A 15,987-nucleotide genomic window follows, 5' to 3' on the forward strand; every position below is an offset into this window, starting at 1 on the left:
ATACTATGAAACAGATTTATATCTTTTGTATTTTCTGTTGTTCGCTGCTTAGTTCTGCTTATGCGCAACGGATTTCTATCAATGAGCATTGGAAGTTTGCCAAAGGCGACATGGATTTTTCTATACTTACTCAGCAAGCGGCCTGGACTGATATTACCCTTCCATATACTTGGAACGGGCAGGACGGGCAGGATGGTGGCGACAATTATTACCGGGGTACAGGTTGGTATATGCGCGACCTCTTGATAGATGAGAATGACCGTGGAAAATGTATTTATTTACGTTTCGGAGCTGCTAATTACTTTACGGAAGTATATTTGAACGGCGTATCTGTTGGTACACATTCGGGTGGGTACACAGCTTTTACGTTTGATATCACTCCGTTTGTCCGCTATGGCGTATCCAACCAATTAGCGGTGAAAGTGAGTAATGCAGAAGGATTACCGATTCCCCCTCTTTCTGCCGATTTCACCTTTTTCGGGGGATTGACTCGTGGCGTAGAGTTAATTAAAAAGAATAAAGTACATATCACAGCCGAAGATTATGGGTCGGATGGTGTATATATTCGTCAGGATAAAGTAACGAATGACGAAGCGACGCTGTCTTTTACTGCGAAAGTCCGTAATACGGAAACAAAGGCTCGAAAAGTAATCGTTTCTTTTCTGATTAAAGAACAAGATGGCAAGGTACTGGAAGAGCATAAACAGGAAGTAACTATTGAAGCCGATGCAACGATGCCCGTTACAAGTATTTTACGGATGCATCATCCGCATTTGTGGAATGGTAAGAAAGATCCGTATTTATATACTACGGAAGTACAGGTAAAAATAGGTTCGAAGATTACGGATAACTATGTTTGTCCTTTAGGAATCCGCTATTATTCCATTGATCCGGATAAAGGATTCATCCTGAATGGACATTCATATCCTTTGCGGGGAGTATCGCTACATGAGGAGAGAAGAGATAAAGGGAATGCGGTAAGCGATACCGAACGCAAAGAAGATATTGACAGGATAGTAGCCATGGGAAGCAACTATATCCGTTTATCTCATTATCAACACGGTGATTTTACTTATCGCTACCTGGATTCTTTAGGAATTATCTGTTGGACAGAGACTCCCGTCATCAATAAGATAAAAGATACGGAAGAGTTTGCCGTTAACTGCGAAAACGGATTGAAAAGTCTGATTCGACAGTTGTATAATCACCCTTCGATAGTGGTATGGGGAGTTTCCAATGAGATAAATTATAGAAAAGGGCCTAATCCGGTTCCGTTGATTGAAAGACTGAATAGGTTGGTACACTTGGAAGACCCGACTCGTCCCAGCACATTGGCTGCCATGTTTTCCGAAAGACCGACTAATTTTATCACAGATGTGTATTCTAACAATCGCTATGACGGATGGTATTATAACACGGTGGAAGAGATAGGGACATTTGCCGATAAACTCCATCAGAAATATCCGCAGAGATGTATCGGATTTAGTGAATACGGGGCAGGAGCGCATCCGTATCATCATCAGGAAGGGAAAGGAAAACCGGATGTCGACGGACATTGGCATCCGGAAGGTTATCAGACTTATTTTCATGAAGGCTACCTGAAAGCCATCCAGCAACGTCCTTATCTGTGGAGCACTTCCGTATGGGCTGCTTATGATTTTGCTTCGGACAGTCGTAATGAAGGAAATCAGCCGGGAATCAATGACAAAGGCTTGATTACTCATGACAGGCAAATAAAGAAAGATGCCTATTATTTTTATAAAGTCAATTGGAATCCGGAGCCGATGGTGTATATCTGTGAGCGGCGGTTTGTCAATCGTACTCAACCGGAAACGACTCTGAAACTTTATTCCAATTGCGAAAGAGTGATTTTTAAACTTAACGGGAAAGAAATTCCAGTAAAGAAAGGGGAGAACCACATCTATCTATCAGAAAAGGTCGTATTAAAGCCTGGGGTGAATCATGCAGAGGCTTTTGCTTATCAAGGGGATGAGTGGCTTGAAGATAAGATTGTCTGGTACTATTTATCAGAAAATTAATATAGAAAACTAATATAGATACTATGAGAGATTATTTGAAATTAACTTGGATGTTCACATCCTTGTTGTGGATGCTGTTTCCGTTAGGACAGGATTTATGTGCACAGAGTAATCCGAAATTGGATCCTCTAATCCAAAATGTGTATGGAAGAAAAACGATTTCACTGAATGGCAGTTGGAGTTATCTGTTGGACCAGTTGGAAGTGGGATATTATAATTATCGCCGTACTCCCGACCCTAACGGATTCTTTAAAGACCCTATGGTGGACAACGTGACTGTTTACAAGGAATATGACTTTGATTCCGCACCTGTGATGTCCATTCCCGGAGATTGGAATACATGGGAAGACCGTTTCTTCTTTTACGAGGGAACGATGTGGTTCAAGCATAAATTTCTTTATAAAAAAACAGACAACAGAGTCTATCTTTACTTGGGAGCTGTAAATTATGATGCGAAAGTGTATTTGAACGGCACAAAGGTTGGCGAGCATATCGGGGGATATACACCTTTCAATATGGAAGTTACCGGACAGATTAAAGACGGAGAGAACTTTGTGGTAGTAAAGGTGGACAATAAACGTACTGCCGAAGGAGTGCCGACATTGAATTGCGACTGGTTTAACTTCGGTGGAATCACGCGTGACGTTATGTTGGTGGAAGTTCCCCGAACCTATATCAGCAATTACCGTGTGCAGCTCAAGAAAGGAAGTAAAGATACATTGACCGGCTACGTGAAGATGGACGGAACAGAAACTTCGCAAAAAGTACAACTCGAAATTCCTGAGTTGAAGATTAAAAAGGAATTGACTACGGATGCGAAAGGTTACGCTTCTTTTGAAATAAAGGCAAAACCTGTCTTATGGAGTACGGAAAATCCCTATTTGTACCGAGTATCTTTGAGCACAAATGCAGATAAAGTAGTAGATGAAATTGGTTTCCGTACGATTGAGACAAAAGGGCGTCAGATTCTTCTCAATGGTAAACCGGTATTTCTGAAAGGTATCAGCATCCATGAGGAAGCTCCTTTCCGTTCCGGCCGTATTTGCTCGGAAGAAGAAGACCTGACATTATTGAATTGGGCAAAAGAATTGGGTTGCAATTATGTGAGACTGGCGCATTATCCCCATAACGAAAAGATGGTTCGTCTGGCTGAAAAGATGGGACTGATGGTATGGTCGGAGATTCCCGTCTACTGGACTATCCAATGGGAAAATGAAGGAACTTATCAGAATGCGCACAACCAGTTGATGGAAATGATTGAACGTGACCAGAACCGTGCCGCAGTTATCATTTGGTCGATAGCCAATGAAACACCGCATGGGGATGCCCGTGACCGCTTCTTGTCCAATTTGGCGAAAGCTGCCCGTGAAAAGGATAACTCACGTTTATTGAGCATGGCGATGGAACGTTCGGATAAATCGGCTACGGTACTTTCCATTCAAGACAGGATGAGCGAATATGTGGACATTATTTCCTGCAATCAATATTTGGGATGGTATGACGGGTTAAATGAAAAGATTGACCGTGTGCGCTGGGAAGTAGATTATGAGAAGCCTTTGGTGTTCAGTGAGATGGGCGGTGCCGCAGTTGCCGGATACCACGGAGATAAGACACAGATTTGGACGGAAGAATATCAGGAAGAACTATATAGGAAAACATTGAGAATGATTGATGAACGTATGCCACCGGTAGCGGGTATTTCTCCCTGGATATTGATGGATTTCCGTTCTCCGAGGCGATTGCTTCCGCAAATTCAGGATGGATTCAACCGGAAAGGGTTGATTTCCAATCGCGGACAGAAGAAGAAGGCTTTCTATATACTTCAAGAGTGGTATCGGAATAAGTGATAAAGTATATTTTCTTTGATAAATTAACCAAAAGTAGTATTATGAAAAAGGTGTCGTATGTATGTTTATGCTCTTTCTCTCTGTTGCTGGCTATGTTGCCATTGCAACAGACTATGGGAGAGCAGGTAAGCAAAACAGAGACGTTGACTGCGCAAGGTGCACAGCAACAAGTGCGGAAAATCACCGGTCAGGTGGTGGATGACAAAACGGGTGATCCTTTGATTGGCGTGAATGTGAAAGTGAAGGGAACTACTACAGGGGCGATAACAGACCTGGACGGACAGTTCACATTGATGGTTACGGCTAAGAATCCGGTGATTATTGTTTCTTATATAGGTTACTCACAACAGGAACTGACTGCGTCGGGCAATCATCTGAATATAAAGTTGAAAGAAGACGCTATGGCGCTGGATGAGGTAGTGGTAGTCGGATATGGTGTGCAGAAGAAAAGCTTGGTGACAGGCGCTATCGCTTCCGTCAAGGGAAGTGAACTGGAAATGACCGGTATCATGCGTGCGGACGACGCTTTGCAAGGAAAGACTCCGGGTGTGCAGATTATATCCAATAGCGGACAGCCGGGAACGGGGACTGCTATCCGTATCCGTGGTGTCGGGACGAATGGTACGGCGCAGCCTATTTATATTGTTGACGGAATGGCAGTAGGAGATATCGAATACCTGAATCCAGCGGATATTGAATCTATTGAGGTTTTGAAGGATGCCGCATCATCAGCTATTTATGGAGCTCGTGGTGGTAATGGAGTTATTCTTGTAACCACGAAGAAAGGAAGCGAAGGTAAAACATCGGTTACTGCAAACTTCTCATATGGTATCCAGAACCTTGCCCGGAAAGTGGATGTGCTGAATGCGAAAGAATACTGTATTCTTCAGAATGAAGCAGCCCAAAATGGGGGACAGCCTTTACCCTTTACAGATGAGCAAATAGCCCGGTATAACAAAGGTACGGATTGGCAGGAAGCTGTTCTTTATCGCAATGCTCCTACGATGCAGGCACAAGTATCCCTCTCCGGAGGAGATCAGAAAGGTTCTTTTCTTACTTCCGCTTCCTACTTTAATCAGGATGGTATTTTAGCAAAAGGGAAATCGAATTTCAAACGTATCACAGTGAACCTGAATTCAGAACGGCGTTTCTTCGACGATCATCTGAAAGTGGGAGAAAATGTATCCTTGTCGAAAGTAGAGCGGCAGTCGGTCACACAGAACAGTTTGACGGCAGGCCCGTTGGTAAGTGCATTGAATATGGATCCGTTGACTCCGGTGTATGATCCAAAGAATGAAGATCCGCTTTATGGTGGTTTTGGTTCATCGAAATATGTATCCCAGGAAATAGTGAACCCTGTGGCACGTATCCATTATTCCTATGGAAACTCTAATTACTTTAAATTGATTGGTTCGGCTTTTGCGGAAATCAGCTTTCTGAAAGACTTTAAATATCGTTTTTCTATCGGTACGGAACGTACATGGAATGTCTCCTATGGTTATACTCCTTTGTACAGACTGAATTCAACGACAGGAAATACGACCGCCAATGGAGCAAGTCAGAGTATGGAGAATTCCTGGTCTATGAGTTATGAGAATGTTTTGAATTGGGGACACGTATATGGTGTTCATAATATATCCGCTTTGATAGGCACTTCTTATATCGACCGTTCGGCTACGTTCATGTCAGGTAATCGCAATGATCTGATTATTGATGATCCGGAGTATGCTTATTTGAGTATGGCTACGGCTGCTACTGCCGGAGTATCCGGTGGTATGCGCAATCCGTCACGTCTGCTTTCTTATTTTGGTCGCGCCAATTACTCCTATGACGATCGGTATATGATGACCTTTACCTTACGTCGGGATGGTTCGTCCCGTTTCGGACCCAACAATCGTTTTGGTACTTTTCCATCTGTTTCTGTCGGATGGAACTTAATGAACGAACGTTTTATGTCGAAGTTCAATTGGTTGAACGCATTGAAACTGCGTGCAAGCTGGGGACGTAATGGTAACGAAAATATAGGTGATTTCCAATACATGTCTACTATTTCCACTTATGGCTTGGGATATGCTTTCGGAAGCCAGCTTGATGGGCAGGCTATTTCCACGGGTGCTGCTCCTACCAAGGTCTTGAGTCCCGACCTGAAATGGGAAACAATCGAACAGACTAATATCGGAGTGGATGCAACTTTGTTCAATTGCCTGACTGTCAACCTCGATTATTATCGCAAGAATACCAAAGACTTGTTATTGACTTCTCCGACTCCTTTATTCCTCGGAAATACTTTCCCGACAATGAATGCGGGATCAGTTCGCAATGAAGGTTTCGAGGCTTTTGTCAGCTACAAGCAACGAATCAACAAACTGAATATGACAGTAAGTGCCAACATGGCTTATAATAAGAATGAAGTGACTTACGTAGGCACTTATACCGGGTTTGTGGCAGGAACTACCGTGCAGGGTATGTCTGGTGCTGTCACAAGAATGGAGAAAGGGTATCCTATGGCGTATTTCTGGGGATATAAGACAATGGGGATTTTCCAGAATCAAGATGAGATAAACTCCTATGTACATACCAATGAAGACGGAACCAGGAAACTTATCCAGCCGGATGCCAAACCCGGTGATTTCCGCTTCCAGGATACGAACAATGATGGAGTTATTGACGATAACGACCGTCAGAACCTGGGCAATCCTTATCCTGACGTAACTTATGGATTTAACCTGAATCTTGAATACCGGGGCTTTGATTTGACTGTGAATACGAGCGGAACAATCGGCAACAAAATTTTCAGCGTATTGCGCCGCATGGATTTGCCAATGAGCAATTACCAGTCATGGGCGTTAGGACGCTGGCATGGGGAAGGGACGTCCAACTCAATTCCTCGTGTGACAACCAATGATACGAATCAATCCTGGAGTAAACCATCCGATTTTCATGTGAAGGACGGCAGTTATTTCAGAGTTAGAAACATTATGCTGGGCTATACGACCAAGTTGTTGAAGAACTATTATATCGAGAGCTTGCGGGTTTATGCTTCGGTAAATAACTTGTTTACTTTTACTAAATACGAAGGTTATGATCCTGAAATAGGAGGTGGAGTGATGAGTACGGGAGTTGATTCAGGTGTATATCCTCATCCTCGCACAGTATCTTTTGGTATTAATGTAACATTCTGATAAAAACATACGATTATGAATAGAAATAATATATTGAAATCATCTATATTGGTGTTTACGTTGGGGCTTACGACTGCCTGTGGTGATTTGTTGGATTTGGAACCGCCTATGACACAGGTGACCGAGAATTTTTACAGAGATCAGAAGGATGCTTTCCAAGCTTTGACATCTGCTTATAATATATTGAATTGGAGTGCTCCGAGCACGGCTTCCGGCAGTCCGCAAAACTGTGCTTTTGAGGTGGTAAGCGAGATCTTGGGAGATGCCTGTTATGCCGGTGGTGCCAATGCCAATGACATTCCTACCACGGGACGTATCAACACTTTTGAAATGCGTGTGAATGACCCGGCACCGGAAGCGTTGTGGAATAAATACTTTACGGGCATTTACCGGTCTAACCAATTATTGGTGAAAATTGACGGAATTAAATTTGCAGAAGAGAATTTGAGAGCCCGATATAAAGCGGAAGCCTTGTTCCTGCGTGCTAATTATTATTTTGATCTGGTTCGCCTATTCGGAAATGTGCCTTTGATTTTGACTCCGATAACTCCTGCCGATTATGCGCAGGTACAAATGGCACCGGAAATTATTTATAAACAGATTGCAGACGATTTGTTGGCAGCTATTCAGGCAAAAGATTCAGAAGGAAACTACAGTCTTCCGGCTTCTTCCTTGCAACTGGCTGCTGCCGATAAAGGGAGAGTTACACGTGCAGCAGCCCAATCCTTGTTGGCTAGAGTATGGTTGTACTATACAGGATATTATCAACAAAATGAACTTCCCGGAGTCAGTGCCCGGGATATTGTCGGACAAATTGAAGATGTGATAGAAAACAGCGGGCACAGCCTGATGCCAAATGCATATGACAGAGAAGCTACTTTAACCGGCAAAACTTCGCCTTTGTTTGATGTCGCCAATAAAAACAATGTAGAAGGAGTTTTTGAAATTCAGTACACCGATTTGTCAAAATGGGGTTCTTGGAGTAACCGGCAAGGCTGTTTAGGTAATCAAGCGGTTGTACTTTGGGGAATGCGCGATGTAAGCGGGCTGTATGCTTCCGGCTGGTCATTCGCTCCTGTAAGTAAAAGACTTTTCGACAGGTTCGATTCAAACGATCCGCGCCGGCTTGCTACTTTTATCAATGCTGAGGCTGCTGTGGGGGACAATGACGGAGAGGGGCTCAACTATACAAAAGGATATCAGAACACCGGGTATTTTAACCGCAAGTTCACGCCTCTAACTGCAAATAACGCTCGTTACGGCGGCACGCGGGAATTGAATTACCGGAATAACTATCCGATGATTCGTTTTGCTGATGTCCTGTTGATGGGAGCCGAACTGGAATTATTATATGGAGACAAAGCGAAAGCGTTGGATTATTATAAACGTGTGCGCGAGAGGGCGATGGGAGCAGGGAGTGTGAATATCTCCCAAAACCAACTGACTTTGGATATGATTGATAACGAGAGAATCTTTGAGTTGTCTCTGGAAGGACACCGTTACTGGGATATTCTTCGTCGCGGACAAGAGTATGCCGATAGAACACTGACTAATGGCGAATCGAATGAATTTAGTGTGACGTACAATAAAGCGAGAGCCGGATTAATGCCGATTCCGCAGTACGACATCAGCCAGTCGAAAGGCTCATTGAAACAGAATCCGGGATATTAACCATTAAAGAAGAAAAGCTATGATAAGAAATAAATATTTATATATCGCCCTAGTTGCCTTGTCTTTTTTGGGCAGTTGCTCACCGGACGACCGGATGGGACTGGAGGCTCCGATTCAAGATTTGAAGATTGTTGTTGTTCCAGGCGAACAGCCCAATACATATACCTTCAAGACAACGCCTGCTGATGTGATTGGATTTTGGGATTTGGGAAATGGAGTAGTTGCTGACGGAGTCAGTTCCGTGAAAGGTGAGTTTCCTTTCCCCGGTAATTATTCAATTACATTGAAGGCTTTCGGACAAGGCGGACAGACCAATTCGGTTTCTATTGTCCTTCCTGTCATAAAAAGTAATTATGATTTATTAAGCGACCCGATTTATGAGAAACTGACGGGTGGCATTAATAATGAAGCTGGAAAAACATGGGTGGTTGATTCCCTGCTTCCGGGGCATTTGGTTAAAAATCCCTTGAATAATGGAGGGAATGGTGATTGGTCTGCCCAAATAGCAGGACATTTGAATCGTGCCAACAACAAGACTGGTGGCGGCATGTATGATGATGAAATAACTTTCAAGCTGACAGACAAGGATGGAGCTGCCTTTATTTATGAGAACAATGGTTCCAGTTGTGCGGCTTCTAATCCGATTGCTGCCGGAAACCCGAGTGCCGGGGCGGGGATTTATTCTCTGCTGGTCACGGATCCTGCATGGAAAACTACCCGGGCCGATAAAATCTCGGCTGTATATCCCGGCGGTTGTGGGGATTATCTTGTACGTTGTACTCCGCCCGATAAAATGACATGGACTATCTTGAAGGACGGTGCAGGCAATTATTCCTTATTGTTGCCTAAAACAGCGGATGGCAATGGCGGGTTCCTTTTCTATTTTACGGATTGGAGTGCTAATTATCAGATAAAATCAATAACGGACGATAAGATGGTAGTATGGAAAAGTTGCTCGGACGGAGCTACCCGTCAGATTGTGATGATCCGGAAAGGATGGATTGACCCGGAAGCGGCGACGGCTCCTGCCAATTAAGCGAATGTTGACTATTAAAATTGATAGAAATGAAAAATAATATACTGTTATATTTGCTGGGTCTTATTTTATTAGTAGGGTGTAGCAAGGATGAAGAGAACCGCTATATATCTTTTGCGCTGGATACCGAACATAACAGCGTAGAAGGCAGTTTCGTGCAGGGGGCAGAATTGCTTTCCAGTTGCCAGGCTTCAATCTCTTATGTGAATGCGGCAGGTGGTACGGCTACTTTCAGCTCGGAAGAGGTGAATGGCATTCGTATTGAGAAAACTTCTTTGCCGTTGGATGGTAAAACCGGTACTGTGAAACTGCGGATTACGGGCGTACCTATTGAATTGGGAATTATGTATTTGCCTGTATTGGTAGAGTATATGGGCAACAAATATGAGACGACGGTATCTGTTGTAATCTTTGAAGATACGGATCCTTCGGGAAGTATTGAATTCCAGATGGAAACCAGCCCAATCACCCATATGAAGTCAGTCGTTGAAATTCCATTTACCGTTGTGCCTACTATGTCTGCGGTTACGGCTTCCGAAATTCAGGGATTGAATGTGAAGATTACACAGGATTTGAATACCGGACAGGGGGTAGTGACATTAACTCCTACTGCTGAATTATTGTCAGGGACATTGGAGATTACGGCATCGTTCGGAGCCCGTACGCCGATTGTGAAAGAAATCAGCGTAAGTGCATTCACAGAAGGAGAGGGCACGGCGGAATCTCCTTATAAAGTATCAGATGCCGACGGATTGAACAAATTAAAGTTCGGTTTGGATAAGGCATTTGTTCTCACGGATGATGTAGAAATAGAAGCAAACTGGACACCGGTAGGAACGACCGAATCACCGTTCGCTGGTACTTTGGATGGAGATAACCACAGGATTACATATCATATCAATGCACCGTCAAGTGACTCACAAGCTTTCTTCGGAGTTGTAGGTGCCGGTGCGGAAGTGAAGAATCTGAATTTTGGCGGAGAAGTAACAGGACGTACTATCGTTGCCGGAGTGGCTGCCAGCAGTGCTGTGCCTTTGGAGAACTGTAATGCGGACGATGTGCTTGTCAAAGGAGAAAATCATCTTGCCGTATTGGTTGCTTCCGGTGATGGAAAAGATAATCGTATTTTGACAGTTGGTAAGAATTTCCCAACGCTGATTAATATCACTATAGGAGATACGTCGGCTAGCGAATTGCTTGATGTTCTTCCAATGGACATATCTGTAAATGTATTGGAGAATGTCACAAACGCGAATATTTCCTACGATAGCTCTAATGGGAAAATTACTGCCGATATAACGAATGGTGGATTTGAAAGCGGTGATATTACGGTTGAACTGAAACTGGCGCAGACCGGAAGCGGTTCAAATGTCGTATCATTGGCAAAGACGATAACGATTGCTTCAAAGAGGATGAATGAAGGTGGCGATGGTTCTGAAGCTTCTCCGTATATTGTAGCGGATGGAGAACAGTTGGCAGCAATGATGACAAATGCTCCTTCCAGTTACATTGTCTTGCAGAATGATATTCTGCTGTCTGGTGAGTGGCTGCCCGTTGCAGAATTTACAGGCGATTTGGATGGCAAGGGATATGCTGTAACAGGGTTGAAGATAAACGCAACAACAGCTAGTTCCGGATTTGTGAAAACAAATAAGGGGATTATCCATGACCTTAAATTTGTAGGTGTAGATATTACCACCACACAATCTTTCGGAACAATTGCCGGAATTAATCAAGGAACAATTCGTGATATAGAAGTATCCGGTAAAATAGCTAGCACGCATACTAGTGATTTGTTGGGTGGTATTGTTGGAGATAATATTGCGCAAGGCGTTATTGAAAACTGTTATGTAAATTTGGATATGACAGCCATTTGCGGTATGGTTGGAGGAATTGCCGGTCGTAACAAAGGTACGGGGAGTGGTGCCATAGTACGCAATTGTACATCGGAAGGAACTTTGACTGTCACCGCTTCTAAAACACGTATCGCCGGTATTGTAGGGCGTGGCGAAGGACCGGACTTGATAAAGGGATGTCTTTCTTCAATGACAATTACCGCTACTACTTCCGGAGCTAATGGCGTTGGAGGAATTTTCGGAGCCAACAATAACAATGACATGAAGATTGAGGAGTGTATGTTTACCGGAACTGTGAAGAGTGGAAATGATGTCGGAGGTATTGCCGGAGTAGGAGTTAATGTGCGAAACTGTCTGGTTGAAAATGCCTCGGTAAGCAATACGGTAAGCGGCTCTAACGGAAATGCAGCAGGCGTATGCGGTACTAATAAAAAGTATGCTACTAACTGTATCGTTCGCAATGCTGAAATATCCGGAATCGTTGGAACTGGTAAGGCTGTTTCCGGAATTAATGGAAACTATCAGAATAATGGAACCGCCAACGGTTGTGTGGTAGAGTCTGCTACAATAAAAGGTGCTAAGGTACAGCGCATTTCTGCTATCAATCCTGCAACTGTGAGCAGCAATCCGGGTGATCCTTTGGCTAACAACTGGACATGTAATGTCACACTTCTCGACGGGAACAATGAAGATATAAGTTCTTCCGCAACTGATGATGCGGCAGGCTTGGACGGTGGAAAAGTGACCCCGAGTCAGATAAACCAGTCATGGTATGAATCATTAGGGTTTGATATGACTGTTTGGGAATGGAAAGATGGAAAACTGTCTCTTAAGAATGTTGGTTATAAACGTAAATGAGAAGAATTATGAAAAGGATAAATAAGATATTTACATTCATGTGCATACTGACCTTGTTCAGTGCTTGCACCAAAGACCAAATGATTACTGACCTTACGGATGAAGATGGAACTGCTACTTCTTCCAACAAGGCAACCATCTATAAGCGTGGCTGTGGATTTAGCTTGGGTACAAGCACGGGGCAGTGGTGGGCGAATATTATAAATCTGAAGGCAAACTGGTATTATACATGGGGACTGACTGGCTGTCAGGACCCATATGCCCCGCAAAATGTAGAATTTGTTCCGATGTTCTGGGGACATACGAACGTAACTCAGTCCAACATTGATATGGTGAATGACTTGTATCGCCAGAAAAAGATATTCTATGTGCTTGGATTTAATGAACCGGATTTATCTTCTGAAGGGAATATGACCGTAGAACAGGCATTGGAAGACTGGAAGAAACTTTCGGACGGGCTTGACCCGGGTATAAAACTGGTAAGTCCGGCTGTATCCTGGCCCGGAGCTGCATGGTTCAATGACTTTATGAAAGGTGTGCAAAGCCAGAATCTGCGAATGGATTATATTGCCCTTCATATTTATATGGGGCAATCTCCCAAAACGTATTCAGATCAGGTAAAGAAAATATTCTCTACTTATGGCAAGAAGATTTGGATTACGGAGTTTGCGCCCAGAGATGACAGCGCGACGTCCGGAAAGCCAGAAACCAATAAAGTCTCAGAAGAGTGGATTCGTAATAATTTTATAGAGCCGGTACTGACAGATTATGAGAATATGGATGAAGTCTTTCGTTATGCTTGGTTCAGCGGAAGTCCGACAATGGCAGGCCTGTGGACTTCAATGTTAGTTGATAAAGACGGTAAACTGACTTCTTTGGGAGATTATTATGCAACGATTCATCCGAATGACGACGCTGCTCCTGCCAATGGAATGACAATGCCACAATGATGCTGTATATGAGAATAAAGATATTTGTATTTGCAATGAGTTGTTTTACCCTGACTGCTTTTGGTCAGGGTAACAATCCTGTTGAGGAGAGAATTGACGAACTGGTTTCGCAAATGACTTTACAGGAAAAGATCGGGCAGATGAACCAGTTGACAGGCATGGGACTTTCAAAAAACATGAAAGAATCAGTTAAGACAGGTAAGGTCGGGACGATTTTGAATGAGTTGAATGTGAATGTGGTGAACGAGCTTCAGCGCATAGCTGTGGAAGAGAGTCGTTTGCATATTCCTCTGATCGTAGCTCGTGATGTTATTCACGGGTTTAAGACTATTTTCCCCATACCTTTGGGACAAGCCGCTTCGTGGAATCCGGAAGTTGCGGAAGAAGGTGCCCGGGTAGCTGCTGTGGAAGCGAGTGCTACGGGGATTCGCTGGACATTTGCACCGATGATTGATATATCACGTGATCCCCGGTGGGGACGTATCGCTGAGTCTTGTGGGGAAGATCCTTACTTGACTTCTGTCATGGGAGTAGCCATGGTGAAAGGTTTTCAAGGGGCGGATTTGTCGGCTCCCGCAAGTATCGCTGCTTGTGCCAAACACTTTGCCGCTTATGGGGCATCCGAATCCGGTAAAGATTATAATACAACCTGGATTCCGGAAGTCTTGCTTAGGGATGTCTATCTCCCCCCGTTTGAAGCCGTAGCAAAAGCCGGAGCAGCAACTTTTATGTGTTCTTTTAATGATATAAACGGCATTCCATCTTCCGGAAATCCTTATCTGAATCAACAGATTTTACGTAACGAATGGCATTATGACGGAGTTTTGGTTAGTGATTGGGGCTCTATTCAGCAAATGATTCCCCATGGCTTCTGTGCCGATTTAAAAGAAGCGGCTATGAAAGCGGCCAATGCTTCAGTAGATATTGACATGATGGGCTATGCTTACACTAAACACTTGGAAGAACTGGTGAAGAGTGGGGAAGTTAGTGAAAAAACAGTGGATGAGGCTGTTCGTAATATCCTTCGTCTGAAGTTCAGGCTGGGACTATTTGACAATCCTTATACAAAGGTTGAAGGGAAATTGCCTTATTATACTGATAAGGCATTGGATAAGGCAAAATGGGCCGCTGCGGAAAGTGCTGTTTTGCTGAAAAACGATGGAGTATTGCCTTTAAAGAAAGACATAAAAACAATAGCCGTAGTAGGTCCTTTGGCGGATGCTCCGGCTGACCAGTTGGGTACATGGTGTTTTGATGCAGAGCCGGAAAGGGCTGTGACACCTTTGGCGGCTTTGCGCGATTTATATGGCAAGCGAGTGAAAATAATTGCGGAACTGGGGTTGCAATATAGCCGTGACAAGAGTGAAGAAGGAATCGCGAAAGCAGTAAAGGCTGCTGAACAGGCAGATGTCGTACTGGCTTTTGTGGGTGAAGAAGCTATATTATCCGGTGAAGCACGTTGCAGGGCGGATATTGATTTGCCAGGCAAGCAGACCGAATTATTGGCAGCATTGAAACGGACAGGAAAACCTGTTGTCATGATAGTTATGGCGGGGCGTCCTCTGGCGATTACTCGGGAAGCGGAAATGGCGGATGGCATTTTGTATGCTTTTCATGGTGGCACAATGGCAGGACCGGCTTTAGCCGATTTGATATTTGGTAAATCCGTCCCTTCGGGAAAACTTCCTGTAACTATACCGCGCATGGTAGGACAAGTCCCTATTTATTATGCACATAAAAATACAGGACGTCCTGCAAGTAATATCACTTTGATGGATGACATTGAAATCGGGGCCAAGCAGACGTCTATCGGTTTTACCAGTTACCATTTGGATGCGGGAGACAGACCTTTGTTTCCTTTTGGGTATGGACTGTCTTATACGGCATTTCAATATGGCGATGTGAGGCTTTCTTCCGGGAAACTGAAACAGGGGGATACATTAACTGTCACCTGTGATATTACAAATACAGGGAATTATGATGCCAGTGAAGTGGTGCAACTTTATATACGCGATAGGGTAGCTTCGTTAATTCGTCCGGTTCGTGAATTGAAGGGATTCAAGAAAGTGTTTGTAAAAGCAGGTGAAACTCATACGGTCAGTTTTCAATTGACTTCTGATGATTTAGCATTTTGGCAGAATGCGAAAATGAAGAAGGCGGAAGCCGGAGAGTTTCAAGTTTGGGTTTCTACAGATAGTCAGACGGGGACACCGACTCGTTTTCTTTATGAAGAGTAGCTCATGTGTCTTGAGAAATAAGTTGAGATACAGGTAAGTCAGCCCCAAGATACCGGCAGGGTAACGTTAGGATGCTGGTAACGTTGCTTTAAGATGCCGGTATTGTTCTGTCAAGGTGCCGTGATTCTTAGCTTACCACGGCCGTGACGACTTCTTACCACGGCCGTGAAGAGAAGCTACCACGGCTGTGGTAACATCTTGCCACGGCCGTGGTAAGCTAAAGATAACGGTGCTTTAACGGAACGATACCTACTTGATAAGACAAGGATATCGACACCTTAGCAGAACAATGCCTACTTGGTAAGGTGAAG

Annotated in this window: 8 protein-coding genes; all 8 read left to right on the top strand. The window is 43.9% G+C overall.

Annotated elements, in window-relative coordinates; translation table 11 throughout:
• Positions 1 to 5 precede the first annotated feature (5 nt).
• Genes BacF7301_RS11350 through bglX form a run of 8 tightly spaced genes read left to right on the top strand, consistent with a single transcriptional unit; the run spans position 6 to position 15,676 of the window.
• Positions 6 to 2,039: a glycoside hydrolase family 2 protein gene (locus tag BacF7301_RS11350; protein ID WP_167962858.1), complete on the top strand. Its 2,034-nt coding sequence runs from the start codon at positions 6 to 8 to the stop codon at positions 2,037 to 2,039.
• 23 nt (positions 2,040 to 2,062) lie between these two features.
• Positions 2,063 to 3,886, top strand: coding sequence for a glycoside hydrolase family 2 protein (locus BacF7301_RS11355; protein WP_245208444.1), 1,824 nt, complete (start codon positions 2,063 to 2,065; stop codon positions 3,884 to 3,886).
• A gap of 41 nt (positions 3,887 to 3,927) precedes the next feature.
• Positions 3,928 to 7,068: a SusC/RagA family TonB-linked outer membrane protein gene (locus BacF7301_RS11360; protein WP_245208445.1), complete on the top strand. Its 3,141-nt coding sequence runs from the start codon at positions 3,928 to 3,930 to the stop codon at positions 7,066 to 7,068.
• Positions 7,069 to 7,083: 15 nt separating this feature from the next.
• Positions 7,084 to 8,739 (top strand): RagB/SusD family nutrient uptake outer membrane protein, encoded by a 1,656-nt coding sequence (locus BacF7301_RS11365; RefSeq protein ID WP_167962860.1) that lies wholly within the window; start codon positions 7,084 to 7,086, stop codon positions 8,737 to 8,739.
• Positions 8,740 to 8,758: 19 nt separating this feature from the next.
• Positions 8,759 to 9,775: a hypothetical protein gene (locus BacF7301_RS11370; RefSeq protein WP_167962862.1), complete on the top strand. Its 1,017-nt coding sequence runs from the start codon at positions 8,759 to 8,761 to the stop codon at positions 9,773 to 9,775.
• Between the two features lie 29 nt (positions 9,776 to 9,804).
• Positions 9,805 to 12,489, top strand: coding sequence for a M26 family metallopeptidase (locus BacF7301_RS11375; protein ID WP_167962864.1), 2,685 nt, complete (start codon positions 9,805 to 9,807; stop codon positions 12,487 to 12,489).
• Positions 12,490 to 12,497: 8 nt separating this feature from the next.
• The gene (locus BacF7301_RS11380; RefSeq protein WP_245208446.1) at positions 12,498 to 13,439 is read left to right on the top strand and encodes a glycosyl hydrolase; all 942 of its coding nucleotides are present in this window, start codon (positions 12,498 to 12,500) and stop codon (positions 13,437 to 13,439) included.
• Between the two features lie 35 nt (positions 13,440 to 13,474).
• Positions 13,475 to 15,676 carry a beta-glucosidase BglX gene (gene bglX / locus BacF7301_RS11385; protein WP_245208478.1) on the top strand — a complete coding sequence of 734 codons (2,202 nt, stop codon included), beginning with the start codon at positions 13,475 to 13,477 and terminating at the stop codon, positions 15,674 to 15,676.
• Positions 15,677 to 15,987 lie beyond the last annotated feature (311 nt).

Origin of the sequence: Bacteroides faecium (assembly GCF_012113595.1) — a bacterium.
In the GTDB taxonomy this organism is placed as follows: Bacteria; Bacteroidota; Bacteroidia; order Bacteroidales; family Bacteroidaceae; genus Bacteroides; species Bacteroides faecium.

What these genes read in the sequence shown, in the direction of transcription:
- BacF7301_RS11355 (WP_245208444.1), top strand. Translation starts at nt 2,063, where the DNA reads ATGAGAGATTATTTGAAATTAACTTGGATGTTCACATCCTTGTTGTGG.
- BacF7301_RS11370 (WP_167962862.1), top strand. Translation starts at nt 8,759, where the DNA reads ATGATAAGAAATAAATATTTATATATCGCCCTAGTTGCCTTGTCTTTT.
- BacF7301_RS11360 (WP_245208445.1), top strand. Translation starts at nt 3,928, where the DNA reads ATGAAAAAGGTGTCGTATGTATGTTTATGCTCTTTCTCTCTGTTGCTG.
- bglX (WP_245208478.1), top strand. Translation starts at nt 13,475, where the DNA reads ATGAGTTGTTTTACCCTGACTGCTTTTGGTCAGGGTAACAATCCTGTT.
- BacF7301_RS11365 (WP_167962860.1), top strand. Translation starts at nt 7,084, where the DNA reads ATGAATAGAAATAATATATTGAAATCATCTATATTGGTGTTTACGTTG.
- BacF7301_RS11350 (WP_167962858.1), top strand. Translation starts at nt 6, where the DNA reads ATGAAACAGATTTATATCTTTTGTATTTTCTGTTGTTCGCTGCTTAGT.
- BacF7301_RS11375 (WP_167962864.1), top strand. Translation starts at nt 9,805, where the DNA reads ATGAAAAATAATATACTGTTATATTTGCTGGGTCTTATTTTATTAGTA.
- BacF7301_RS11380 (WP_245208446.1), top strand. Translation starts at nt 12,498, where the DNA reads ATGAAAAGGATAAATAAGATATTTACATTCATGTGCATACTGACCTTG.